Below are 25,946 nucleotides of genomic sequence, written 5' to 3'. Positions count from 1 at the left end.
CCCATGGGCACCACAGGAACGCGCAGGATGACGGTGGCACAGGCCGTCGTCGAATACCTGTCCAAGCAGTACACCGTCGACAACGTGGGCGGTGTGGATTTCCGGGAGCGGCTCATTCCGGGCATCTTCGGTATTTTCGGGCACGGCAACGTTGCCGGCGTGGGCCAGGCCTTGAAGCAATACCAGCAGCTGGATCCGGCCCTGATGCCGTATTACCAGGGCCGGAACGAGCAGGCCCAGGTCCACCAGGCCGTCGGCTACGCCCGGCATACCCGGCGACGCCAGACCTTCGCTGTCAGTACCTCGATCGGGCCGGGGTCCTCGAACCTGCTGACCGGCGCCGCCCTGGCTACCACCAACCGGCTGCCGGTCCTGCTGCTGCCGTCTGACACGTTCGCCACCAGGGTCGCGGATCCGGTGCTGCAGCAGCTCGAACAGCCGTACGCCTACGACCTCTCGATCAACGACGCGTTCCGGCCGCTGTCCAAGTTCTTCGACCGGGTCTCCCGGCCGGAGCAGCTGTTCTCCGCGTTCCATCACGGGCTGCGGGTCCTGACCGACCCGGCCGAAACCGGGGCGGTGACTATTTCGCTGCCGCAGGATGTGCAGGCCGAGGCGCTCGACGTCCCGGAGGATTTCCTGGCCGAGCGGGAATGGCGGATCCGCCGCCCAGAGGCCGACGACGACGACATCGCCCGCGCCGCGACGGCGATCCGCGCCGCCAAGCGCCCGCTGGTCATCGCCGGCGGCGGCGTCCTCTACGCGTACGCCAACGACGAACTGGCAAAATTCGCCGAGCTGACCGGGATCCCGGTGGGCAACACGCAGGCCGGCGTCGGCGTCCTGCCGTGGGACCACAAGCATTCCCTCGGTGCGATCGGCTCCACCGGCACCACCGCGGCGAACGCCATTGCCGCGGAGGCAGACCTGATCATTGGCATCGGCACGCGCTACGAGGACTTCACCACCGCGTCACGCACAGCGTTCCAGAATCCTGACGTGAAGTTCATCAACATCAATGTCGCCCCGCTCGATGCCTACAAGCACGGCACCAGCCTTCCGATCGTCGCGGACGCCCGCAAGGCGCTGGTGAAGCTGAACGCAGCCCTGGGCGGCTACCGTATCGGCGCAGACCTGGCGGAAAAGGTAGCGGCGGAGAAGAAGCGTTGGGACGCAACCGTGGACCAGGCGTTCGACACCCGGTACACCCCACTGCCGGCGCAGAACGAAATCATCGGCGCCACCAACAGGGCCATGGAAGCGGCGGATGTGGTCATCTGCGCTGCCGGGTCCCTGCCCGGGGACCTGCACAAGATGTGGCGTGTCCGCGACCCCTTCGGCTACCACGTCGAATACGCCTACTCCTGCATGGGCTACGAAATCCCCGGCGGCTTCGGGGTCAAGCGGGCAGTGCTCGCCGAAGCGGCCCGTACGACGGCGGCAGGCGGGGACCGCGCGGAGGTGCGGGACGTCGTGGTGATGGTGGGGGATGGCTCCTACCTGATGATGCACACCGAACTGGTCACCGCCGTCGCTGAACGGATCAAACTGATCGTGGTCCTGATCCAGAACCATGGCTACGCCTCCATCGGCTCCCTGTCCGAATCCCTGGGCTCGCAGCGGTTCGGCACCCGCTACCGGGCGCTGGACGAGGAGCAGCACAGCTTCGACAACGGCGAGACCCTGCCGGTGGACCTGGCGTTGAACGCCGAATCCCTGGGCGTGAAGGTCATCCGGATCGACCCCGGGGAGAAGGTGATCGCCGAACTGGAGCAGGCCATCCGCGATGCCAAAGCCGCCCCCGAGGGCAGCGGGCCCATCCTCATCCATGTCGAGTCCGATCCGCTCCTGGACGCACCATCCTCGGAGTCCTGGTGGGACGTTCCCGTCGCGCAGGTATCCGAACTGGAGTCCACCACGGAGGCCTACGGGGCCTACGCCGACCACAAGTCCCGCCAGCGCAAACTGCTCGGCTGACCCACTTTCCCCTACTCAAGGAAGAGTTCCATGACTGCCACCACCACTGAAGCAACCGTGATCAACCACTTCATCAACGGCGCCGAGACCCCGGGCGAGGGCGACCGCACCACGAACGTCTACAACCCGGCCACCGGTGCAGTCACCGGCGAGCTGCGGCTGGCCAACCGGACCGACCTGGACACCGCCGTCGCCGCCGCCCGCAAGGCCGCCGATTCCTGGGGCGAGACCTCCCTGGCCAGGCGTACCGCCGTGCTGTTCACGTTCCGCGAGCTCGTCGCCGCCCATGTGGATGAACTCGCGGGCCTGGTCACCGCCGAGCACGGCAAGGTCCTTTCCGACGCCAAGGGTGAGATCGGCCGGGGCCTGGAAGTGGTGGAGTACGCCTGCGGGATCCCCACCCTGCTCAAGGGCGACTACTCGGACCAGGTCTCCACCGGCATCGACGTCTTCTCCTTCCGTGAACCGCTCGGCGTGGTCGCCGGCATCACCCCGTTCAACTTCCCCGTCATGGTGCCGCTGTGGATGGCCCCGATGGCGATCGCCACGGGCAACGCCTTCATCCTGAAACCCTCCGAACGCGACCCCTCCGCCTCCCTGCTGCTGGCCAAGCTCTGGAAGGAAGCCGGGCTGCCGGACGGCGTGTTCCAGGTTCTGCAAGGCGACAAGGAAACCGTGGACGGGCTCCTGACCCACCCGGACGTGGACGGCATCTCCTTTGTCGGCTCCACCCCGATCGCCCAGTACGTCCACGAGACCGCCACCCGGCACGGCAAGCGCGTCCAGGCGCTGGGCGGGGCGAAAAACCACGCCATCGTCCTGCCCGACGCCGACCTGGACAATGCGGCGGACCACCTCGCAGCCGCCGCGTTTGGCTCCGCCGGTGAACGCTGCATGGCCATCTCCGTCGCGGTCGCCGTCGGAGACGCCGCCGATGCCCTGGTGGCCAAGGTCCGGGAACGCGCCGAAGCCGTCAAGGTCAACAACGGCACCGCGCCCGGCGCCGAAATGGGCCCGGTCATCACCCCGGCCTCCAAGGAACGCATTGTCCGGATCGTCACCGACGCCGAAACAGCCGGGGCCGCCATGGTGGTGGACGGCCGGGACCTGGTGGTCCCGGGCCACGAGGACGGCTTCTGGGTAGGCCCCACCGTCCTTGACCATGTCAAGACCGAGATGACCGCCTACACAGAGGAAATCTTCGGTCCCGTCCTGGTGGTGGTCCGCGTCGACACCCTCGAAGACGGCATCAAGCTGATCAACGCCAACCCCTACGGCAACGGCACCGCCATCTTCACCTCCTCCGGCGCGGCCGCCCGCACGTTCCAGCGCTCCGTGACCGTCGGCATGATCGGCATCAACGTGCCCCTTCCCGTCCCGGTGGCCTACCACTCTTTCGGCGGCTGGAAAGCCTCGCTCTTCGGCGACAAGCACATGTACGGCCCCGAAGGCGTCTCCTTCTACACCCGCGGCAAAGTAGTCACTTCCCGCTGGCCCGAAACCCACCACGCCTCCGGCGCCTCCTACAACTTCCCCTCGAACTAGTCCCCATCCGGTTTCGGCAGGCTCAACCACCGGTGGTTGAGCCTGCCGAAACCCTCCAAAGGAACAGGCACATGACTGAGAACAAGCTGATCATCGGCACGGCACCGGACTCCTGGGGCGTCTGGTTCGCGGACGATCCCCAGCAGACCCCGTGGAAACGCTTCCTCGACGAGGTGGCCGAATCAGGCTACAAATGGATCGAGCTGGGCCCCTATGGCTACCTGCCCAACGATCCCATCCGGCTTGCGGAAGAACTGAAGCAGCGTGACCTCAAGGTCACTGCCGGCACCGTGTTCACCGCCTTCCACCGCGGCCTGGACCAGTGGGAAACCGCTTGGGAGCCCGCCCGGAAAGTCGCTGAACTGACTGCCGCCATGGGCGGAGAGCATATTGTGGTCATCCCGGCCATGTGGCGCGACGACGTGACCGGCGAGGCCGTGGAGAGTGGGACACTGAGCGAAAAGGGTTGGCGCGACCTGTTCGCCGGCCATGACCGCCTGGGCAAGACCCTCCTGGAGGACTTTGGCCTGCAGCAGCAGTTCCACTCCCATGCAGACTCGCACGTGGGAGCCCAGGAGGACATTGAAACCCTGTTGAACGCCACGGACCCGAACTACGTGAACCTGTGCCTGGACACTGGCCATGCCGAATACTGCGGCGCCTCAAGCCTGGAACTGATCAAGAACTACCCCGACCGGATCGGCTACCTGCACTTGAAGCAGGTCAACCCGGAGATCCTGAAGAAGGTCAACGACGAGAACATGACCTGGGCCGCGGCGAACCTCGCAGGAGTCATGACCGAACCGCCGAACGGGCTGCCCGACCTGCGTGCCGTCATCGAAGCCGTGGAAGCGCTGAACCGGCCCATCTTCGGCATCGTGGAGCAGGATATGTACCCCGTGGCCTTCGACGTTCCGATGCCGATCGCCAAGCGGACCCGGAACTACCTGCTGTCCTGCGGCTCCCGCACCACTGTCAATTGACGGACAGCACTTCCCCTCCCTCCAGAACCAGAAGGACTGAACAATGACTGAATCCCTCCGCGTCGCCGTTATCGGGGCGGGCCGCATGGGCGCAGACCACATCCAGCGCCTGAGCAAACGCATCCACGGAGCAGAAGTTGCCGCCGTCGTCGACGTCGACCTTGCCCGCGCGCAGGCCGCCATCGAAGGCATCCCCGGTGCCGTTGCCCTCGCCGACGCTGAGGAAGCCATCAATAGCGGTGGCGTCAACGCGGTGCTGATCGCCACCCCGGGGTTCCTCCACCAGGACATCCTGCTCAAAGCGCTCGCCAAGGACATCCCGATCCTCTGCGAAAAGCCGCTCACCCCGGACGCCGAATCGTCCTGGAAAATCGTCGAAGCTGAGGTTGCCCTGGGCCACCAGCGCATCCAGGTGGGCTTCATGCGCCGCTTCGACGCCGAATACGCGGCACTTGGCTCGATCATCCGGAACCAGGAACTTGGTGAGCTGCTCATGCTCCACCATCAGCACCGCAACCCCACCACTCCAGACGGCTTCACCAACGAGATGCTCATCAACGACTCCGTCGTCCACGAATTCGATGCCATCCGTTACTTCACCGGCGAGGAAATCACCAGCGTCCAGGTCCGCCTGGGCAAAGCAACCAGGACCGCGCCCAACGGCCAGCACGATCCCCAGCACGTCCTCATTGAAACCGAGTCAGGGGTCCTGGCCGACGTCGAAATCTACGTCAATGCCAAGTTCGGCTACGAAGTGGCTACCCAGGCCACCTTCGAGGACGGCATCGTCAGCATCGGCGGGGACACCGGCCCCTACACGCGCACCGCCGGCCGTTGGGGCGGCCACGTCACGCCAGGGTTCGAGGAGCGTTTCGGAGCAGCGTACGACGTCGAAATCCAGTCGTGGGTGGACGCGGCACTTAAGGGCGGGATCGGCGGCCCCTCCGCCTGGGACGGTTACGCCACCGCCGCGTGCTGCGAAGCGGGCGTCGACGCGCAGAAGAACGGTGAAAAGGTGGCCGTGAAGTTGGCCGCAAAGCCGGACCTGTACAAGTAGGACAGGAGGGGGACGGGCCAGCCATCCGTCCCCCTTTTGTGTCCGCATCCCTGCTGGTCCACAATGGAGTGTTTATGTGAAATCCACTCCTGACCAGCATGCGTCGCACGGGCTGCAGCACGCCACCATCCCGCCGGGCAACCACAGGCGGGCGCTGCGGACTGCCACCATCATCGCCACCCTGGGCGGACTGCTCTTCGGCTATGACACCGGTGTAATCAACGGGGCACTGCCGTATATGCAGGAAGACCTGGGCCTGACACCACTGACCGAGGGCCTGGTCACGTCGTCCCTGTTGTTCGGTGCGGCCTTCGGTGCATTGTCCGGCGGCCGCCTGGCGGATCGCCACGGCCGGCGCCTCATGCTCATGGCGCTGGCCGTGATTTTCCTGGCGGGCACCCTTGCCTCTACCTTCGCGCCGAACACCGGGGTGATGATCGCCGCCCGGTTCGTCCTGGGGCTCGCCGTGGGCGGCGCGTCCGTAGCGGTCCCCGTGTATCTGGTGGAGGTGGCGCCGGGAAACCGGCGTGGCCGCATTGTCACGCGAAACGAACTCATGATCGTTACCGGGCAGCTGCTGGCGTTCATTTTCAACGCCGGCCTGGGCAACTCCTTCGGCGGGTCGCACGGCGTTTGGCGCTGGATGCTGGTGATCGCCACGCTGCCGGCCATCGCCTTGTGGATCGGGATGAACTTCATGCCGGAGAGCCCCCGGTGGCTGGCCTCCATTGGCAACTTCGGCGAGACGCTCAGGGTGCTGCAGCGGATCCGATCGCAGGAGGAAGCAGCCAGGGAGTTCGAAGAAGTCAAAGCCATGGCCCTGGAGGACGGCAAGTCCACGGTGGGCTCGTGGAGGGACCTCGGCATCCCATGGCTCCGCCGCATCTTTTTCGTGGGCCTGGGGCTTGCCGTGATCCAGCAGATTACCGGCGTGAACGCGATCATGTACTACGGAACCCGGATCCTCTCCCAGTCAGGCTTTGGCCGCGAGGCCGCCTTGACGGCCAATATAGCCAACGGCGCCATCTCGGTGCTTGCCACGTTCGTAGGCATCTGGCTGCTGGGCAAGGTGGGCCGGCGCAGGATGCTGATCACGGGACAAGTTGGTACCACGACGACGCTGCTGCTGATCGGCTTCTTCTCGCTGATCCTGCCCGAAGGCCCGGACAGGGGCTTCGCCATCCTGGCCCTGACCGTGACGTTCCTGGCATTCCAGCAAGGCGCGATTTCACCGGTGACGTGGCTGATGCTCTCGGAAATCTTTCCATTGAAGATCCGCGGCCTGGGGATGGGTGCTTCGGCGTTCCTGCTCTGGATCGTCAACTTCCTGGTCGGCTTCGGATTCCCGCAGCTGCTGGCAGTCATCGGGATCTCCAACACCTTCTTCGTGTTTGCCGTCCTGGGCGTCGGTGCCATCGGCTTCGCGGTCAGGTACGTGCCGGAGACCAGGGACAAGAGCCTGGAGGACCTGGAACACTACTTCAAGGCCGCGGCCGGCCACCCAACGGAGGCCGCGGCCAAGGTTCCCTGACCTTCCCCGTCCGCTGCCGCGCAGAGAGCAGCAATCCCCGCTGGTCCTTTCGGGGGTGCTTTATGCCGACGCGTGCAACCGGGGCAGGGCGTCCACCAGCGGCGCCAGCTCCGGGACCGCCTGGGCCTGGTCCAACGCACGTTCCAGGGTGGCAGCGTGGACCGGCCGGGCCTCAGAAAGCAGGCTGATGCCGCTGCCGGTCAGCTCGGTGTAGATGCCGCGGCGGTCGTCGTCGCACAGGACCCGGGTCAGGAGGCCGCGGTCCTCCAGCCGGTTCACCAGCCGGGTGGTGGCGCTTGGGCTGAGCGCCGTGGCGCGGGCAAGTTGCTGCATCCGCATATGCCACCCGTCCTGCCGGCTGAGGGCATCCAGCACGGTGTACTCCACCACGGAAAGCTTCGACTCGGCCTGCAGGGAGCGTTCCAGCTCACCTTCAATCAAGCCATGCAGTGCCGCCAAGGTGCGCCACCCCTGGGCGCGTACCTCAACGGCGTCGTCCTTGATGCCCATGGTTGCTCCTTCACCACAATGGCGCCAAACGGCGGCCATCGACTATTGAACGCTTATAGTTGCTTGCGCGGTATATTTGCATGTGCAACAATAAATACCGCGCCTGCAACTATCTTAGGCGCCTTCCCTTCCACGGGACAACCAACCCCTGCAACTCGAAGGAGCATTTCCATGCCTGTTGGCCTGATAGCCCTTGCCCTCGGCGGCTTCGGAATTGGACTCACCGAATTTGTCATCGCCGGACTGCTTCCGCAGGTGGCCGCGGATTTCGGCGTCAGCGAGGCCTCTGCCGGATGGTTCATCTCCGGCTACGCGCTCGCCGTCGTGGTGGGCGCACTGGGCCTCACGGCAGCCGTGACGAGGTTTGAACGCAAGCCGGTGCTGGCTGCCCTCCTGGTCCTGTTCATCGCAGGAAACCTGCTCTCCGCCACCGCGGGCGGCTATTGGCCCATGATGCTGGGCCGGATCATCGCCGCCCTGTCGCATGGCGCCTTTTTCGGAATTGGCGCCGTGGTGGCCGCGGGCATGGTGCCGCCCAGCAAGAAGGCCGGTGCCATTGCGCTGATGTTCACCGGACTCACAGCCGCCAATGTCCTGGGCGTTCCGTTCGGCACGCTGTTGGGCCAGGCCGCCGGATGGCGGGCTACGTTCTGGGCCATCACGGTCATCGGGGTGGCCGCGCTCGCCGGCATCCTTGCCCTGGTGCCCCGGCAGGCAGGTGAAGCCGACAAAGCGGGCAACCTCCGCTCCGAGCTGCGGGCCTTCCGCTCCGGGCAGGTATGGCTGTCCATTGTGGTGACCATCCTTGGCTTCGGCGGAATGTTCGGCGCGTTCACCTACATCGCCTACACGCTGACCGAGGTGTCCGGCTTCGCCGCCTCCACAGTGCCATGGCTGCTGATTGTCTTTGGCGTGGGACTCTTCGCCGGCAATACGCTGGGCGGAAAAGCGGCAGACCGCAACGTCGACCGGACGCTGCTGGTGGTGCTTGCCATCCTCTCCGTGGTCCTGGTGGCCTTTGCCGTCACCGCCGCCAACCCGGTGCTCACCGTCATCTCATTGGTCCTGATGGGCGGCTTCGGCTTTGCTACCGTTCCCGGGCTGCAGATGAGGGTCATGAAGTATGCCCCCGGCTTCCCACGCTTGCCTCCGGGGCGAATATCGGGGCGTTCAACGTGGGCAATGCCTTGGGCGCCTGGCTGGGTGGCGTCACCATCACCGCGGGATTCGGCTACACCTCACCCATCTGGGCGGGGGCGGTCATCACCCTCGCGGGAGTAGTGGTCATGGCGTTCGCAGCTGCGGCCGCCAAGCGGCGCGAACAGCGGCCGGCCGGCGAGGTGCAGGCGGCGGAAGCGCTGGCCGTCCGCTAGCCGCCGGGCCAGGAATAGAAGCGCCACAGCCCTGGGTCAGGCTCCGAAAGGCAGGCGGGGATCGATGTCCTGGCCTTCCCAGGTCTGCCGCACCCAGCCATGGTGCGGGTCGTCGCTGATCAACCATTCGCGCACCGGCCCCGGGCCCGCCATGACGTTCAGGTAGTAGAGGTCGTACCCCGGGGCAGCCATGGCGGGGCCATGCCAGCCGTATGGCACCAAGACAACGTCGCCGGTGCGGACTTCTGCCGAGACGTCAATAGGCCGCTCGTCCGAAGCGTAGACGCGCTGGTACCCAATGGCATCCACGCCGGCAGGTGCCGCGGCGCCGGCCGCAGCCTGGGTTTCGAAGTAGTAGATCTCCTCCAGGGAGGTCTCGCCGTCCTTCTCCTCGTCATGTTTGTGCGGAGGATAGGAGGACCAGTTTCCGGCAGGGGTAAGGACCTCGCAGACGATGAAGCGGTCCGCCTCAAGTGCTGCCGGTGTACCGAAGTTGTGGACCTGGCGGGAGCAGTTGCCCGCACCGCGCAGTTCCACCGGGATGTCGGCGGCGGGTACCAGCCGGGTGGGGTACGAGGCCTGGGCCGGGGCGGTGGCAACGGCCACCCGGCCGCCGTCGGCCGACGTGATGCGGACGGTGCGTCCGGTGCCGGAATAGAGCACGTCGGTGGGGCCGGAGAAAACGGTCGGGCGGCCGGCCAACGGGTATTCCGTGCCGTCCACCGTCACCGTGAACGACCCGCTGAGGGGCACCACGATCCGTTCCTCGCTTGCGGCGGGAAGGTCGACGGCGGCGCCCGCCGGCAAGGTGGCCACCTTCAGGCCGGTGTGTGCCCAGCCCTCCACGGAGAGGGAGGAATCGGAGGTGCCGATCGAAACGTCCCATTTCCCGTCCGAGGCTGTGCTCAGGGGATAGACCCAGTTGGTCATGGCGGGGTTCCTTTGTGCTAGCGCTGTACGAGGGTCATTTCAAAGCTGTAGGAATCGGCCCGGTAGACGTGGTGGCCGGTCTCGACGCGGCGGCCGGTGTCATCCACGGCCGTGCGTTCCATGGTGACCAGGGCGGACCCGGCGGCGGTGTCCAGCATGGACGCCTGGTAGTCGTTGGCATTCACGGCGCCGATGCGCTGGTTGGCCAGCCGGAAGTTCACGCCGCCACGACGCAGGATCGAGTACAGGCCCTCGGCCCCCAGCATGGCCTCGTCCATGTCGGCAATATCATCGCGCACCCAGTTCTCCATCAGGGCCAGCGGCTTGCCGGCCACCTTCCGAAGCCGGGTGAAATGGTAGACCTTGGAGCCGGCCGGAAGCTGCAGCGTGGTGAGGGTGGCGTCGTCCGCCTCCACATGGGAAAAACTCAGGACCTCGGTAGTGGGCTTCTTGCCGTTGTTGGTCAGGTCGTCGTACAGGCTCGAGAGCTCCAGTGGACGCCGCACCTGGCTGGAAACCACCTGGGTGCCCACTCCGCGCTTGCGCACCAGGAGGCCTGAACGCACCAGTTCGTCCATCGCCTTGCGCATGGTTGGCCGGGAAAGGTTGAGCTGGGCGGCCAGGTCGATTTCGTTGTCCAGCCGGCTGCCGGGTTCGAGCACCCCGCTGTAGATTGCGGCTTCGATCCCTTGGACCACTTGGTGGTACAGGGGTACGGGGGAGGAACGGTCGATGCTCAGTCCCAGGTTGTTCGCCACGGTGCGGTCCCTCGTCTTTGGTGTCTGCGCGGCAGCCGGCCCTGGCGGCGTGCCGACGGACCGAGTGCCCTATATGTTCTCTTGATAGGACATACTATCTTGCTCGATCGTAGCAGGAGGGTTCCGGGCGTCAAGGGAACTTGCGTGTGGTGGCCGGACGGGACGGGCGCGGCGCCCATCGCGCCGGGCGGCAGAGCCCCGCGTGCGCCTGCGGTGCCCTAGGCTGGCTCCATGACCAGGAGCGGAGGGCAGCAACCGTGAATTTCGCCGGCAGCCTTGGCCCCCGTCCCCGCAACCTCGAAGTCCAGGACCTGGCCAGCTTCGACCGGTTGGTTGCCGGCGGCGCCGTCAACCTGCATGGCTGGCACGCCCAGTCCCTGGACCTCCGGGGGCGTGCCGCGGCCCTGAAAAGGGTGGATGTTGAGGGGGCCATGTTCCTTGGCTGCCTCTTCGACGACGGCATGGAGGCGAACCTCCGCAGCCGTGGCGCGCTGATCTTTCCCGGCTCGAAGGCGTCCCCTTCGACCCCTACCGCGCCACCCTGTATTCCCCGGCCGAGCTCTACGACGGGCTGGCTTCCCTTCCCTACGAGGAACTTCCCGATGCCCGCATCTACCACTGGAGCATCCAGTCCGGCCAGCGCCACCGCGTGGACGCGACCCTGGCCTCCGCCCTGCACGACCACGCCATCGGCGATGCGCTCGACGAACTCACCCGCTCCGTGCCCTGGAACCGCCGGTCAATCGTCGGCGTGATGGGCGGCCATGCGGCGCCCCGCGGCAGTACGGAGTTCGCCCAGGCGGCGCGGCTCGGCAGGCTGCTCGCCCGCGACGGCCATGTGGTGGCCACCGGCGGCGGACCCGGCGCCATGGAAGCGGCGAACCTGGGTGCGTACCTGAGCGCGGCGTCCGACGACGACGTGCAGGGGGAGCTCACCGCGCTCGCCGCCGTCCCCGGGTTCCGGCCTTCGGTTTCGGCGTGGGCACGCGCGGCCGCCGCCGTCGTCGACCGCCACCCGGGCGGGACGCCGTCCCTGGGGATCCCCACCTGGTTCTACGGGCATGAGCCGCCCAACTACTTCGCCACGCACATCGCAAAATACTTCGCCAATGCCATCCGCGAAGCCATCCTCCTGCAACTGTGCCACGGCGGCATCGTGTTCCTGCCCGGAGCCGCGGGCACAGTCCAGGAGATCTTCCAGGACGCCTGCGAAAACTACTACGGTGCCCGGGAAAAGGTGGCTCCCATGGTGCTGGTGGGCCGCCGGCACTGGGAACAGGACTACCCGGCATGGCCCATGCTGGCCAGCCTGGCCGCCGGGCGCACCATGGCCGACTACATCTTCCTGGTGGACACGGTGGACGAAGCAGTGGAGGTCCTCCGGCGCCGCTGAACGGCGCCCGAGGACCTCCACGGAGTGGGCAGGTGGCGGCTAGCCCACCGCCGTGCCGAACAGCAGGCCCAGCAGGTACGTGATGACGGCAGCGCCCAGGCCGATGGCCAGCTGGCGCAGGCCGCGGGTCAGTGGGGAAGTGCCGGACAGCAGGCCAACGGCGGCGCCGGTGGCCAGGAGGGAGATGCCCACCAGGGACCCCGCCACCACGAGGGCGGCAACGCCGGTGAGGCCGAACAGGAAAGGCAGGATGGGGATGATGGCGCCGGAAGCGAAGAAGCAGAAACTGGAGAGCGCGGCACCCCATGCGGTGCCTACTGCTTCATGCTGGTCCTCTTCCTCCGGCAGCTCCGGCTGCAGCGACAGGCTCGGGTCGCAGTCGCAGGACAGCAGGCCCATGCGCTCGGCCACCCGGTGTTCGGCTGCCTCCCGCGACATCCCGCGGGCCAGGTACACCAGCAGGAGTTCGTTGTGTTCGAGGTCAAGCTTGGGCGCAGCCGCCAGGGTGACCTGGGTGGGGCGCGTGGCTGCCAGCAGTTCCCGCTGGGAACGGACGGAAATGAACTCGCCGGCCCCCATGGACATGGCGCCGGCCAGGAGCCCGGCGATGCCGCTGAGCAGCACCACGCTGCTGGCCACTCCGGACGCCGCCATGCCCATCACCAGGGAGAGGTTGCTGACCAGGCCGTCGTTGGCACCGAAGACGGCGGCGCGGAACGTGCCGGCCAGCCGGTTGCGGCCGCGGGTTGCCAGCCCCCGGACCACCTCCTCATGGATCTGTTCGTCGGCCGCCATGGCCTCGGTGGCATTGGGGTCCTTGGCGTAGGGGGAGCGGCCCTCAGCCCGCTGGGCCAGGGCCAGCACAAAGACGGAGCCGAAGTGCCGGGCCAGGAACCCCAGGAACCGGCTTCGGGCGGATGCCCGTTTCGGCTTGCCCGCGTGCTCGCCGAGCAGGGCCAGCCAGTGCGCCTCGTGCCGGCCTTCGGCCTCGGCCAGGGCCAGCAGGATGGCCCGCTCTTCCCCTTCGCGGTTCTGCGCCAAGTCGCGGTAGACGGCGGCTTCGGCGCGCTCGTCGGCCAGGTACTGGCGCCACCGTTTGATGTTCGACGGCGAGGGCTGGCTCCGGGCGGTCGTGGCGGCCTCCTGGACGGCATGGGATTCGGACTGGGCGTGCTGCGACACTGGTACTCCTGGGTTTGGAAAGGGCATGGTTGCGGCGCCTTTGCCCTGCCAGCGTACTGCGAATTTCCGCGGTTTTTTGGCTGGCAAACCTCGCTGGGGAGTTTCGGTTGACCGTAAAAACGGACCCCGCTTTTCCTCAACTCCGCGGCCTCCAGTGGTGCCGCCGCGGCCCTTGACCCCCAGCCCGGCCGGTGCTGTGATGAAGGGGTGGCGCGGCCTTCGCCCGTCCCGAATGAGCACGCCAGGCGAAACACGGAGGTTGGATCATGGGCACCACCGGACAGCACCCGGACATGCCGCACCTGGACGCCGTAGAAGCGGACCCCGCCTACGACTACGCCGAGGATGCTCCGGTGGACGACGCCGGCTGGGACGCGGAGGATGAATTCCTGGACCAGGAAGAGCCCGTGGTCCAGGCCCCTCCGGTGGTCATCGACGCCGAGGACCGCGAGGTCCCGTTGGATGACGACGAGCTCCGCGGCGAGGGGGAGTAGGACCAACGACGACGGCGCCTCCCTTCGCCTGGAAGCGAAAGGAGGCGCCGTCGTCGTGCGTTGAATCCTGTGGCCGGTCAGTGGCCGGCGAGGATTTCCTCGGGAGCCTCCTCCGGCTCCTGCCCGGCCACGCGGCGCTGCCAGGCCTGCATGACCAGGGGATCGGTGGGGCGGGTGAGCAGCGAGGCGGCAACGTAGACAATGGCCGAGGCGATCAGGCCGTAGTAGATGGGCTCGTTTGCGTAGATGCCGTCCAGCGGCGCCTTGGCATTGACCTCCAGGATGATCATGGTGCCCAGGGTCACCACGGAGCCGACTGCCATGGATGCCGCTGCTGCCAGTCCGGTGCCGCGCTTCCAGACGAGGCCGCCCAGGATGGCCACCAGGAGGCCGCCCACCAGGATGTCGTAGGCGATGGTCAGTGCCGCAACAACGTCTTTGGTGATGATGGCGATGACGATGGCCACGATGCCCAGAGCCAGGACCCAGACGCGGTTGGCCTTGACGTCATGCTCCGGGTTCTCGGAGTCATCGGTGTTGACCGTCTTGCCGAACCAGCCGGCAACGAACGGCAGGACATCCGCCCTTGCCACGGTGGCGGCGGCGATCAGTGCGCCGGACGCGGTGGACATCATGGCGGCCACGGCGGCTGCGAGGACCAGCCCGCCGATGCCGATGGGCAGGATGTTCTGGGCCACCTCGGCGTAGACGTCGTCCTTGGCCGCGATCTTGATGCCGGACAAGGCAACGTTGGCGGCCATGCCGATCAGGGCGCCGGCCACGCCGTAGAGGATGCAATAGATGCCGGCCGTGGCGCCGCCCCAGCGGGCCACCGTGGGGGTCTTTGCGGTGAACACGCGCTGCCAGATGTCCTGGCCAATCAGCAGGCCCAGGGTGTACACCACGAAGTAGGTGATGATCGTCTGGACGCCGATGCCGTCCATCTGGAAGAAGCTGGCATCCACGCGGCTGCGGATGCCGTCGAGGCCGCCGGCGGCGTTGAGGGTGAAGGGGAGCATCAGGAAGAAGATGCCCACGGTCTTGATCACGAACTGGACCTGGTCCGCCAGGGTGATGGACCACATGCCGCCAATGGTGGAGTACACCAGCACAATGGCTCCGCCGATCGCGATGGCGAGGGCCCGGTCAAGCCCGAAGAGGACCACGAAGATGGTGGCGTAGGCGCCCGTGGAGGTGGCGCAGAGCATCAGGGTGTAGGCGAGCATGACGATGCCCGAGGCCTCGGTTGCCCGGCTCCCGTAGCGGAGGGTGAGCATCTGGGACACGGTGTAGATTTTCAGCTTTTGGATGGTGCCGGCGAAGAGCAGGCTTAGCAGCAGGACGCCGGCGCCGATGGCCACCACGAGCCACATCCCGGAGATGCCGAACTTGTAGCCAAGTCCCACGCCGCCCACGGTGGACGCTCCGCCCAGGACCACCGCGGCCATGGTGCCGGTGTACAGGAAGGGGCCCAGCCGGCGGCCGGCAACCAGGAAGTCGCTGTTGTTCCTGGTGCGGGACTTGCCCCACCAGCCGAAAGCCAGCATTGCGAGCAGGTACACCACCACGATGGCGATGTTGATGGCACTTGCATCCATGTGAAGGGCTCCTTGGAGCTGTTGGGTGCCGGGTGTGGGACCGGGGCGGGGCCGCGCCGGTCCCGCCGCGGACGAACGGAGGGGATTCCAGTTTTGGGGATTCCAGTATTGCCTCATAGGCAACAGGAGTTTTCAAAGCCTAGAATGTGACGGTCGCAACAGTCAAGAACAATCGCGCCGCGCGGCCGGCGTGTGGCATGCACGCGTCACAAAACCGCCGCGGATTAGGATGGCTCGAGAGTGGAGCCGGGCTGCCGGCCATGAAAGGTTCGTAGATGAAGGCACTGCCAGTTGAGCCCAGCAACGTCCCGGTCGCCATCGGTTCCAGGATCCGGGCCGCCCGGCAGTCCCAGCGGCTCACCATCGAGCAGGTTGCGGACGCCACCGGGCTGACCAAAGGGTTCCTCAGCCGGGTGGAGCGCGACCTGACCTCACCGTCCGTGGCCTCACTGGTGACGCTCTGCCAAGTACTCTCGATCTCTATTGGCGAGCTCTTCGCCGCGCCGGAAACCCACCTCACCAAGCGCAACGACGGGCCGCGGATCTCGCTCGGCGGCCAAGGCATCGTGGAGCGGCTGCTGACCGCCCGCTCGGAGCGCCGGGTCCAGGTCATCCAGGCCGTTATTGAGCCGCACGGACGGGGCGAGTCCGAGCTCTATGCCGTGGACTGTGACGTGGACGTGCTGCATGTGATTAAGGGGTCCATCAAGCTGATCCTCACCAATGAGGAGTATGACCTCAGTACCGGCGATACGGTGACGTTCCCGGGGCGGGAGCCGCACACCTGGATCAATCCTTCGGACAAGCCTGTCGAGGTGCTTTGGGTCTTGGTGCCGGCCGCCAGCCGCTGACTTCTCCCCAGGGGTCCGGGGCGGGTTTGGTAAACACCTGATGCTCCAAGGGAAACAGGGGTGTATGATGGCAGTCACACAGTCCCTCAACTCCTCGAAGGAGAGGCCTCCATTGGAAGAGCTGCGCATCGAAGCCAACGGCAACCTTGGCCCCATCGATTCATCCCGGATTCCGCGCTACGCAGGTGCCGCCACCTACGCCAGGCTGCCCCGCTTGGACCAGGTGGCCAAGGCTGACGTCACGGTAGTGGGTGTCCCTTTCGATTCCGGAGTGTCCTACCGGCCCGGCGCCCGCTTTGGCGCCAACCACGTCCGCGAAGCCAGCAGGCTGCTGCGCCCCTATAACCCGGCATGGGACGTCAGCCCGTTCGAGAACATCCAGGTGGCCGATGCCGGGGATATGGCGGTCAACCCGTTCAGCATCAACGAAGCCATCGAGACCATCCAGCAGAATGCACTGGACCTGACAGCGGCCGGGAGCAAGCTGCTGACCCTGGGCGGGGACCACACCATCGCGTTGCCACTGCTTCGGGCGGCCGCCGAACGTGCCGGCGGGCCCATCGCCATGCTGCACTTCGATGCCCACCTGGACACCTGGGACACCTACTTCGGCGCCGAATACACCCACGGCACGCCCTTCCGCCGGGCCGTGGAGGAGGGCATCCTGGACACCGAAGCCATCAGCCACATCGGCACCCGCGGCCCGCTCTACGGCAAGAAGGATCTCGACGACGACCACCGCTTTGGGTTCGGCATCGTCACTTCCGCCGACGTCTACTACCAAGGTGTCCTGGAAACCGTGGCCAAGGTCCGTGACCGGATCGGCAACCGCCCGCTCTACATCTCCGTGGACATTGACGTCCTGGACCCTGCCCACGCGCCCGGCACCGGAACCCCGGAAGCCGGCGGCATCACCAGCCGCGAACTCCTGGAAATCATCCGCGGCTTCCGCGGCATGAACCTGGTGGGCGCCGACGTCGTCGAAGTGTCCCCGGCCTACGACCATGCCGAAATCACCGGCGTCGCGGCCAGCCATGTCGCCTACGAGCTGGTGACCCTGATGGCGGACAACGCCGTTCCCGGGGACCGCTTCGGTGCGGCAAACGGCTACGAGGCCCAGGCGCTGGGCCGGGCAACCCACAGGCCCGCCGGCTTCGCTGCCGCCGCCAAGGAGTAGCGCCATGACCGAACCTGTACACCCCGTTCCTGCGGGCGCCTCCGGGGGAGGGGCCCGCAACGGCGGGGATCTCGTCGTCGAAACACTTGAAGCGCTGGGCGCCAAGACGGTGTTCGGCATCCCGGGGCAGCACGCGCTCGGCCTCTTTGACGCGATGGGCCGAGGCAACCTGCACTTCGTCTCCTCCAGGGTGGAGAACAACTCAGCCTTCGCCGCCGACGGCTACTCCCGCGCCACCGGCGAGGTCGGCGTCCTCTTCCTCTCCACCGGCCCCGGCGCGCTGACGTCCCTGGCCGGGCTGCAGGAGGCCTACGCCACCGGCGTCCCGATGGTGGTGGTGGCAAGCCAGATTCCGCTCGAAGGCCTCGGCGCCCGCCGCAAGGGCATGCTGCACCAGCTCGATGACCAGAAGGCCTCCGCCGCCAACGTCACCAAGAGCCAGCGGCTGATCCAGCACGCCTCCGGCATCCCCTCGGCCATCCAGGACGCCTGGACCGAAGCGATCTCCTCGCCGCAGGGCCCTGTGTGGCTCGAAATCCCGCAGAACGTCCTGCTGGATCCCATCATGGTGCCGCCGGTGGAGGATGCACTCGCCGAAGCCGCGGACAACCCGCCGCGCGTTGAACTGGTCCGCGAGGCCGTGACCTGGCTTTCGGAGGCGAAGCGGCCGGCGATCATTGCCGGCGGCGGAACCAGGCGCGGCAAGGCGGAGAAACCGCTGTTGTCGCTCGCGGAGAAGCTGCGCGCCCCGGTCATCTGCACGCCCGGCGGCAACGGCGCGTTCCCTTGGAACCATGAACTCTCGCTCCAGTCCTGGATCGAGGACCAGTACATGACGGAGCTGCTGGAAGACGCCGACGTGCTGATCGTCATCGGCTCCTCACTCGGCGAAGTCACGTCCAACTACTTCACCTTCGAGCCGCGCGGCAGGATCATCCAGATCGACGCCGAACCCCGGGTCCTGGAGTCCAACCGGCCCGGCCTGGGCATCCGTGCCGACGCCGGCCAGGCGCTGGCCGCCTTGGATGAGGCCCTGGTGGCGCCGCGCGGCGAACAGGCCGACTGGCACGGCACCCCGCCCGAGGACCTGGTCAAGGTCACCCTCGCCAAGGTAAAGGCCCGGCTCGAAGCGCAGGACCTGGCCAAGGAACTGCGCTTTATGGCCGACATTCGTGAGGCAGTCCCGGCGGACATGCAGACGTTCTGGGACATGACCATCAGCGCCTACTGGGGCTGGTCCTGCTGGGACGCCCGCCAGGGCCAGTTCCACTCGGCCCAGGGCGCCGGCGGACTCGGCTTCGGCTTCCCGGCGGCGATCGGCGGTGCGGTGGGCCTGGAAACCGCCGGCAAGGGCGCCAATGCCGCCCGGGTGCTGGCCGTGTCCGGGGACGGATCCGCGATGTACTCCATTGCCGAGCTTGCCACGGCAAAACAGCACAACGTCCCGGTCACTTGGCTGATCGTGGACGACGGCGGCTACGGCATCCTGCGCGAGTACATGGTGGGCGCTTTCGGCAAGGCCACGGCAACCGAACTGGCCCGCCCCGACTTCGTGAAGCTGGCCGAATCCTTCGGCGTGCCGGCAACCCGGGTGGCCCCGGAGGATGTGGGGGACGCGCTCAAGGCCGCGTTCGCCGCGGACGGCCCCAACGTCGTCGTGGTTGAAACACTCCTTAAGATGTTCGCGCCTACCCATCTGGACCGCTGAACCCAAGGCTTCCGCACATACGCTCCCTTACGCGCCGGCAACGGCTGCGTGGGGGAGCGTTGCCATTTAAGAGGCGCCCACCGTAATAACTTCGTTTCCCTAAGCAACCTTTTCCTGCTACAGTTGCTTGCAGCAACTAATTCTTTAGGGAGGATCATGTCTGTCGCACCGGCCACCGCAGCCGACCTCGTCAGCCATATCTATGACCTCCAGCGCGCGCTGCGCTGCGTCACCATGGTCAACGTCAAAGGTCAGGACACGGGCATCGCCCTCCAAGGCGTGCTGAAGTTCATTGGCGAAGGGGAAACCCGTGCCGCGCACCTCGCCGAACGGCTGGGGGTCAGCGCTCCGGTCCTCAGCCGGCACGTCGCGGAACTGGCGGACGCCGGCCTGGTGCTTCGCACTCCGGACCCGGACGATGGGAGGGCCCAGCTGTTGGCCCTCTCACCCAAGGGTAAGGAAAAGCTCGCCGAGCTGGTGCGCCACCGGGCAGAAACCCTGCAGGGCTACCTCGCCGACTGGAACGAGGACGACGCCGTTGCAACCGCCGCGATGCTGAACAAGCTCACGGCATCCCTGAAGAATTCCATCCGGGCAAGGGCGGCCGGAACCACCAACGAACACACAGGAGTCAACTAATGGCCAACGTCACCGCCGCCGCGGACCAGGAGCAGGAGCGCCAGCGCCAGCGCTCCACTAAACAGGAATCGCGGCAATCCAAGCGCCACGAACCCGGCGCACCCATGAACCACCGGCAGATCATGGAAGCCCTGACCGGCCTCCTTGCCGCCTTCTTCACCGCCATCCTCAGCAGCACCATCGTGGCAAACGCGCTGCCCACCATCATGTCCGAGCTCAAGGGCACCCAGACCGACTTCGCCTGGGTCATCACGGCGGCCCTGCTGGCCAACGCTGCCACCACCCCCATCTGGGGCAAGCTCGCGGACCTCTTCGACAAGAAGGTCCTGGTCCAGCTGAGCATCGTGATCTTCGTTGCCGGCTCGGTCATGGCAGGCTTCTCCGAAAACATCCCGTTCCTGCTCACCGCCCGCGTGATCCAGGGCATCGCCATGGGCGGCCTGACAGCCCTGGCACAGGCCATCATCGGCTCCATCATCCCGCCGCGCGAGCGCGGCAAGTACTCCGGCTACATGGGCGCCGTCATGGCTGTCGGCACGGCCGGCGGGCCGCTGCTCGGCGGCTTCATCGTGGACAGCCCGCTGGGCTGGCGCTGGACCTTCTTTGTCTGCGTGCCGCTCGCCGTCGTCGCCCTGATCCTGCTCCAGGTCACGCTCAAGGTTCCGCACATTAAGCGCCCCGCCAAGATCGACTGGCTCGGCGCCATCCTGCTCACGTCCGGCGTCAGCCTGCTCCTGGTCTGGGTTTCCTTCGCCGGCAACCCCGACTACTACGACTGGTGGTCCTGGCAGACCGCGGTCATGGTCGGCGGCGGCGTCCTCCTGCTCGCGCTGCTGGTCCTGGTGGAATCCAAGGTGTCCCAGCCGATCATCCCGCTCAAGATCATCTCCGAGCGCACCACCGCCCTGGCCATCGTTGCGTCCGTGGCCGTTGGCGTGGCCATGTTCGGTTCCTCCACCTTCCTCGGCCAGTACTACCAGGTGGCCCGCGGCGCCACGCCCACCGAGGCCGGCCTGCTGACCCTGCCCATGATCGCCGGCAACCTGATCGGTTCCGTCGTGTCCGGCCAGCTGATCAGCCGCTACGGCAAGTGGAAGCGCTTCCTGATCGGCGGCACCATCATGTTGATCGGCGGCCTGGCCCTTGCCGGGACCATGGACCACACCACCGAACTCTGGCTGACCGGCCTCTACACCGGCATCTTCGGCGTCGGACTGGGCATGCTCATGCAGAACCTCGTCCTCGCCGTGCAGAACACCGTCCAGGCCAAGGACATCGGTTCCGCCAGCGCGTCCGTCGCGTTCTTCCGCTCGGTGGGCGGCGCCATCGGCGTGTCCGTCCTGGGCGCCGTCATGGCCAACCACGTCAAGGAACTGGCCACCGACGGGCTCGCGAAAATCGGCATCCAAGCCGGCGGCGGCAGCGGCGCCACGCTGGACCTCAAGGACCTGCCCGCGCCGATTGCGGACATCATGCGCGCTGCCTACGGCGACGCCACGGCAGGCATCTTCATGATCACTGCCGTTGTCAGCGTGGTGGCCCTTATCGCCGTCCTCTTCATCAAGGAAAAGCCGCTGCGCAGGACCGTGGATATCACCCCCGAGGCCACCTTGCAGGCCAATGCCGCCGGTGAAGCGGGAATGTCCGCCATGACCGGCCAGCTGCCGGTGGTTGCTGCCGCCGTGAACGGGCCCGTCCCCGGCGGCCCGGGAACCGCGGCACGGAGTTCGGCGCATGCCGGTGCCGCAGCTGCCCCCGCCAAGACGTACGACGGCGGTGCCGCCGCCGCTGCGGCAGCGTCCGGAAGGGTTGCCACGGAGGACTTCGAGGAAGTCTTCGCCAGGAGTTTCCGGTCCGAGGGGCTGGACCTGCGGTCCGCCGACAGCGTCGACAAGGCCGCGGACGCCGTGGCCAGCGCCGCGGATACGCTCCGGAAACTGCAGGACACCCAACAGCTCCTGGCCCGCCAGCAGGTGGAACTGGGCGGACTGGTCCTGGATGTCCAGGAGCAGCTGCGTTCGCAGCGGGAGGTTGCAGCCAAGCAGGCGGCTACGGCCGCTGAGCTCAGCAGGGTCCAGCGGAAGCTCCTGAAGGAGCGCAAGCTGCAGGCTGCGGCCGCACTGTACCTGGCAGGCCACGGCAAGCACAGTGCCGCTGCCCCTTCGCAGTCTTCCGCCGACGGGCCGGAGTCCGTGCAGGGAAGCTAGCCCGCCCCGCGGCGGACCAGCCACAGACCCTTCTCGCGGACCCAGTGCCGCAGCCCAATGCCGCAGCCCGCGCCCGGAGCACCCTCCGGGCGCGGGCTGCGGCATTTCCAGCTGCTCCGTCGACGACTTTGCGGGCAGAAAAGCACTCCTGCCCGGCGTCAATGTCAGTGCGGATCGCTAGAGTGAAACCATGCTCCTGACCCTCATTCGGCGCTACTCCAAACCGTACGCGCCGTACATCCTTGCTGTCGTCGTTTTCCAGCTTGCATCCACCATCGCCGCGCTCTACCTTCCCAGCCTGAACGCGCAGATCATCGATGAAGGGGTGGCGCGCGGAGACACCGATTTCATTTGGCGTACAGGTGCCATGATGCTCCTGGTGGCCTTCGCCCAGGTGGGTGCGGCTATTGCCGGCGTGTACTTCGGCTCCCGCACGGCCATGGCGGTGGGCCGGGACCTGCGGCGCGCGGTGTTCCGTAAAGTCACCAGCTTCTCTGCCAAGGATGTCAACGGGTTCGGAGCCCCCACCTTGATCACCCGCGGCACCAACGATGTCCAGCAGGTGCAGATGCTCCTGCTCATGGGGCTGAACTTCATGGTTGCCACCCCCATCATGTGCGTCGGCGGCATCATCATGGCGCTGCGCGAGGACCTCAACCTGTCGTGGCTCGTCTGGGTATCGGTTCCGCTGCTGGCAGTCGTGGTGGGGTACCTGGTGGTCCGGCTCATGCCGTTGTTCCGCACCATGCAGCGGAAGATCGACCGGATCAACGCCGTGCTCCGGGAACAGATCATCGGCATCCGGGTGGTCCGGGCCTTCGTGCGTGAACCGTTCGAAACCGAACGTTTCGGCGGCGCCAACAAGGAACTTACGGACGTCTCGCTCCGGATTGGGGCACTGTTTGTCCTGATGTTTCCGGCCATCAGCATGATCCTGCACCTGTCCACCGCCGCGGTGCTCTGGTTCGGCGGCCAGAGGGTGGACGCCGGGGCCATGCAGGTGGGGTCGCTGACGGCGTTCCTGCAGTACCTGCTCCAGATCCTGATGGCCGTCATGATGGGCACCTTCATGGCCATGATGATTCCGCGCGCCTCCGTCTGCGCCGACCGCATCGGCGAGGTGCTCGGCGTGGAACCCTCCATCCACGATCCCCAGGACCCGCAGGCTCCGGCATCCCTGGCCGGCGTGGTGGAGTACCGCAACGTCACCTTCGCCTACCCGGGAGCTGAGTCACCGGTACTCAGCAACATCAGCTTCACGGCCCGGCCCGGACAGACCATTGCCATCATCGGTTCAACCGGTGCGGGCAAGACATCACTCCTGTCCCTCCTCCCCAGGCTGTACGACCCCGTCGAAGGCCAGGTACTGCTGGACGGCGTTCCGGTGGACCGCATGGACCGTGCCGAGATCACCAAACGCGTGGCCCTGGTACCGCAGCGTCCCTACCTGTTCTCAGGGACCATCGAGCACAACCTCCGCTTCGGCAAGACCGAAGCCACGGACCAGGAATTGTGGGAGGCACTCCGGGTAGCCCAGGGAGAGTCCTTCGTCCGTGAGAAGAAGAACGGGTTGGAATCGCGGATCGCGCAAGGTGGAACCAACGTATCCGGTGGCCAGCGGCAGCGCCTCTGCATTGCGCGTGCGCTGGTGACGAAGCCCAGGGTCTACCTCTTCGATGACTCCTTCTCGGCCCTGGACGTGGCCACGGACGCCCGGCTCCGGGCCGCACTCAAAGGCACAACCTCGGACGCCACCGTCATCATCGTGGCCCAGCGGATCTCCACCATTACCGACGCCGACCAGATCCTGGTGCTGGACAACGGCCGGATCGTGGACCGCGGAACCCACGAGGAACTGCTGGAAACTTCGCCTACTTACCAGGAAATCGTCGAATCCCAGCTGAGCGTGGAGGAAGTGGCATGAGCGCCCGCAAGAAGGACTCCAGCCCCATGGAAGAAACCCCGCTGCCCGCCCAGCCGGCAGCAGACGCCAGACAGGTCCCGGCCGCGCAGCCCGGTGACGACGACTTCGTCGAGGAGGAGTTCACGCCCACCGAAGCGGACGGCGGCATGTTTGGTGCCATGCCCGCCAAGAAGGCCGAACACTTCTGGCCATCGGCCAAACGCCTCATGGGCCTGCTGAAGCCCGAAGCCGTTGGCATCTACGCCGTGGTGGGCCTGGTGGTGGTCTCCGTGGTCCTCAACGTCATCGCCCCCAAGATCCTCGGCCAGGCCATGGATGTCATCTTCGCCGGAGTCGTCGGCAAGCAGTTGCCCGCCGGGGCGAGCAAGGAGCAGTTCGTCGCGGGCCTGCGCCAGCAGGGCCAGGACAACTTCGCGGACATGGTGTCGCGGATGGAACTGGTGCCCGGAACCGGCATCAACTTCGACAAGCTCACCACGCTGATCGCCGTGGTCCTGCTGATGTACTTCGTGGCCAACATCTTCATGTGGCTGCAGGGGTACGTGCTTAACCGCATTGTCATGAAGGTCATCCGGCGGCTGCGCGACGATACCGAGAGCAAGCTGAACCGCCTTCCGCTGAACTACTTCGACACCCGGCAGCGCGGCGACGTGCTGTCCCGGGTGACGAACGACGTCGACAACATCCAGCAGGCGCTCCAACAGGCCTTTGCCCAGCTGGTCAACTCCGTGCTGACCGTGGTGGGCATCGTGATCATGATGTTCATCGTGTCCTGGCAGCTGGCCTTGATCGCCCTGATCGCACTCCCGCTCTCCGGCGTGGCCGCGGGCATGATCGGGGTTCGAAGCCAGAAGCTTTTTGCGGCCCAGTGGAAGAACACCGGAACCCTGAACGGCCAAATCGAGGAATCGTTCTCCGGGCACGACCTCGTCCGCGTGTTTGGCCGGGATGCGGACATGCTGGCGCGGTTCGAGGAACGTAACGAAGCCCTCTACAAGGCAAGCTTCGGCGCGCAGTTCGTTTCCGGGATCATCTTCCCCGTCATGCAGTTCGTGTCCTACCTCAGTTACGTGGGCATCGCCGTGGTGGGCGGCCTGCGGGTGGCCTCCGGCGCCATGTCCCTGGGCGATGCGACGGCGTTCATCCAGTACTCCCGCGAGTTCACCCAGCCGCTGGGACAGATGGCCGGCATGGCCAACATGCTTCAGTCTGGCGTGGCGTCCTCCGAGCGCGTCTTCGAATTCCTTGACGCCGACGAAGAGGAAGCGGAAACCGCCACCGAACACCTGCCCGCCAAGACCGACGGGCACGTGGACTTCAAGAACGTCACCTTCAGCTACACCCCCGACAAGCCGCTCATCGAGGACCTGTCCTTCACGGCGGAGCCGGGAAACACCGTCGCGATCGTCGGTCCCACCGGTGCAGGCAAAACCACCCTGGTCAACCTGGTCATGCGTTTCTACGAGCTCAACTCCGGCTCGATCCTGCTCGATGGCGTGGACGTCACCCACCTCAGCCGCTCCGAGCTGCGCTCCAAGGTGGGCATGGTGCTCCAGGACGCCTGGTTGTTCGGCGGGTCCATTTACGACAACATCCGGTACGGCAATCTCGAAGCCTCCGAGGAACAGGTCATGGCAGCGGCGAAGGCGACCTTCGTGGACAGGTTCGTCCGTGCCCTCCCCGAGGGCTACGACACCGTGATCGATGAAGAGGGCAACAACGTCAGCGCCGGCGAGAAGCAGCTGATCACCATCGCACGCGCCTTCGTGGCCAACCCCTCGCTGCTGATCCTGGATGAGGCCACCAGTTCCGTGGACACCCGCACGGAACTGCTGGTGCAGAAAGCCATGGCGGCACTGCGCAGCGACCGGACCAGCTTCGTGATCGCGCACCGCCTCTCCACCATCCGTGACGCGGACACCATCCTGGTCATGGAGAACGGACGAATCGTCGAACAAGGCAACCACCAGGTGCTGCTCGCGGCCGGGGGTGCCTACCACCGCCTGTACATGTCCCAGTTCGCCGGTGCGGACGCAGGCGAGATGCCGGTGGATGATTCGACGGCGGTGCACAGCTGAGCGCGCACGGGGGCGGGCGGATCGAAGTCCT

Annotated in this window: 19 protein-coding genes and 2 pseudogenes; 15 read left to right on the top strand and 6 right to left on the bottom strand. The window is 66.4% G+C overall.

Translation table 11 applies throughout. The features are described from left to right. The first annotated feature begins 27 nt into the window (after positions 1–27). From iolD to ACX5I6_RS00545, 5 genes are all read left to right on the top strand, one after another. Complete coding sequence (gene iolD, locus ACX5I6_RS00565; protein WP_461841638.1) at positions 28–1,977, top strand: 3D-(3,5/4)-trihydroxycyclohexane-1,2-dione acylhydrolase (decyclizing); 1,950 nt, start codon at positions 28–30, stop codon at positions 1,975–1,977. Positions 1,978–2,007: 30 nt separating this feature from the next. Further along, positions 2,008–3,522 (top strand): CoA-acylating methylmalonate-semialdehyde dehydrogenase, encoded by a 1,515-nt coding sequence (locus ACX5I6_RS00560; protein ID WP_461839099.1) that lies wholly within the window; start codon positions 2,008–2,010, stop codon positions 3,520–3,522. Between the two features lie 71 nt (positions 3,523–3,593). Further along, complete coding sequence (locus ACX5I6_RS00555) at positions 3,594–4,505, top strand: sugar phosphate isomerase/epimerase family protein (protein ID WP_461839098.1); 912 nt, start codon at positions 3,594–3,596, stop codon at positions 4,503–4,505. Positions 4,506–4,548: 43 nt separating this feature from the next. Beyond that, entirely contained in the window at positions 4,549–5,562 is a 1,014-nt protein-coding gene (locus ACX5I6_RS00550) for a Gfo/Idh/MocA family protein (RefSeq protein WP_461839097.1), read from the top strand. 76 nt (positions 5,563–5,638) lie between these two features. Beyond that, on the top strand, positions 5,639–7,093 hold the full coding sequence (locus tag ACX5I6_RS00545) for a sugar porter family MFS transporter (protein ID WP_461839096.1): 1,455 nt from the start codon (positions 5,639–5,641) through the stop codon (positions 7,091–7,093). A 60-nt stretch (positions 7,094–7,153) separates the two neighbouring features. Here the strand turns inward: ACX5I6_RS00545 and ACX5I6_RS00540 are convergent, their stop codons facing one another. After that, the gene (locus tag ACX5I6_RS00540) at positions 7,154–7,603 is read right to left on the bottom strand and encodes a MarR family winged helix-turn-helix transcriptional regulator (protein WP_461839095.1); all 450 of its coding nucleotides are present in this window, start codon (positions 7,601–7,603) and stop codon (positions 7,154–7,156) included. A 171-nt stretch (positions 7,604–7,774) separates the two neighbouring features. Here ACX5I6_RS00540 and ACX5I6_RS00535 point away from each other — a divergent pair. Then, a pseudogene (locus tag ACX5I6_RS00535) lies at positions 7,775–8,976 on the top strand (MFS transporter). Between the two features lie 36 nt (positions 8,977–9,012). On the opposite strand, the gene iolB reads toward ACX5I6_RS00535, so the two are convergent. From iolB to ACX5I6_RS00520, 3 genes are all read right to left on the bottom strand, one after another. Further along, positions 9,013–9,906, bottom strand: a complete 894-nt coding sequence (gene iolB / locus ACX5I6_RS00530; RefSeq protein ID WP_461839094.1) for a 5-deoxy-glucuronate isomerase — start codon at positions 9,904–9,906, stop codon at positions 9,013–9,015. 17 nt (positions 9,907–9,923) lie between these two features. Next, positions 9,924–10,664 (bottom strand): GntR family transcriptional regulator, encoded by a 741-nt coding sequence (locus ACX5I6_RS00525; protein WP_461839093.1) that lies wholly within the window; start codon positions 10,662–10,664, stop codon positions 9,924–9,926. 218 nt (positions 10,665–10,882) lie between these two features. Next, positions 10,883–11,032, bottom strand: coding sequence for a hypothetical protein (locus tag ACX5I6_RS00520; protein ID WP_461841759.1), 150 nt, complete (start codon positions 11,030–11,032; stop codon positions 10,883–10,885). Between ACX5I6_RS00520 and ACX5I6_RS00515 the strand changes: the two are divergent. Next, positions 10,976–12,057 (top strand): annotated as a pseudogene (locus ACX5I6_RS00515) (LOG family protein). The gene ACX5I6_RS00520 and the pseudogene ACX5I6_RS00515 sit on opposite strands and share 57 nt — an antisense overlap. Before the next feature lie 39 nt (positions 12,058–12,096). Here the strand turns inward: ACX5I6_RS00515 and ACX5I6_RS00510 are convergent. After that, a complete protein-coding gene (locus ACX5I6_RS00510; protein ID WP_461839092.1) occupies positions 12,097–13,239 on the bottom strand; it encodes a VIT1/CCC1 transporter family protein in 1,143 nt (380 codons plus the stop codon). Between the two features lie 266 nt (positions 13,240–13,505). On the opposite strand from ACX5I6_RS00510, the gene ACX5I6_RS00505 reads away from it, so the two are divergent. Further along, entirely contained in the window at positions 13,506–13,733 is a 228-nt protein-coding gene (locus ACX5I6_RS00505) for a hypothetical protein (protein ID WP_285249128.1), read from the top strand. 77 nt (positions 13,734–13,810) lie between these two features. Here ACX5I6_RS00505 and ACX5I6_RS00500 read toward each other — a convergent pair whose 3' ends face one another. After that, entirely contained in the window at positions 13,811–15,331 is a 1,521-nt protein-coding gene (locus tag ACX5I6_RS00500) for a sodium:solute symporter family protein (RefSeq protein WP_461839091.1), read from the bottom strand. A 275-nt stretch (positions 15,332–15,606) separates the two neighbouring features. Here ACX5I6_RS00500 and ACX5I6_RS00495 point away from each other — a divergent pair, with 275 nt between their 5' ends. From ACX5I6_RS00495 to ACX5I6_RS00465, 7 genes are all read left to right on the top strand, one after another. Continuing rightward, complete coding sequence (locus ACX5I6_RS00495) at positions 15,607–16,182, top strand: helix-turn-helix domain-containing protein (protein ID WP_461839090.1); 576 nt, start codon at positions 15,607–15,609, stop codon at positions 16,180–16,182. Positions 16,183–16,294: 112 nt separating this feature from the next. Further along, positions 16,295–17,359, top strand: coding sequence for an agmatinase (gene speB, locus ACX5I6_RS00490; RefSeq protein WP_461841637.1), 1,065 nt, complete (start codon positions 16,295–16,297; stop codon positions 17,357–17,359). 4 nt (positions 17,360–17,363) lie between these two features. After that, the gene (locus ACX5I6_RS00485) at positions 17,364–19,067 is read left to right on the top strand and encodes a thiamine pyrophosphate-binding protein (protein ID WP_461839089.1); all 1,704 of its coding nucleotides are present in this window, start codon (positions 17,364–17,366) and stop codon (positions 19,065–19,067) included. Between the two features lie 156 nt (positions 19,068–19,223). Then, positions 19,224–19,706: a MarR family winged helix-turn-helix transcriptional regulator gene (locus ACX5I6_RS00480; protein WP_461839088.1), complete on the top strand. Its 483-nt coding sequence runs from the start codon at positions 19,224–19,226 to the stop codon at positions 19,704–19,706. Next, a complete protein-coding gene (locus ACX5I6_RS00475; RefSeq protein WP_461839087.1) occupies positions 19,706–21,913 on the top strand; it encodes an MDR family MFS transporter in 2,208 nt (735 codons plus the stop codon). Before ACX5I6_RS00480 ends, ACX5I6_RS00475 begins: the two co-directional genes overlap by 1 nt. A 190-nt stretch (positions 21,914–22,103) precedes the next feature. Continuing rightward, positions 22,104–23,837 (top strand): ABC transporter ATP-binding protein, encoded by a 1,734-nt coding sequence (locus ACX5I6_RS00470; protein WP_285318482.1) that lies wholly within the window; start codon positions 22,104–22,106, stop codon positions 23,835–23,837. Continuing rightward, positions 23,834–25,915, top strand: coding sequence for an ABC transporter ATP-binding protein (locus ACX5I6_RS00465; RefSeq protein ID WP_461839086.1), 2,082 nt, complete (start codon positions 23,834–23,836; stop codon positions 25,913–25,915). Before ACX5I6_RS00470 ends, ACX5I6_RS00465 begins: the two co-directional genes overlap by 4 nt. Positions 25,916–25,946: the final 31 nt, after the last annotated feature.

Source organism: Arthrobacter sp. MMS24-T111, from assembly GCF_054888995.1.
The sequence above is the reverse complement of the archived record's forward strand: the minus strand, read 5'-3'. Positions and strand labels throughout refer to the sequence as shown.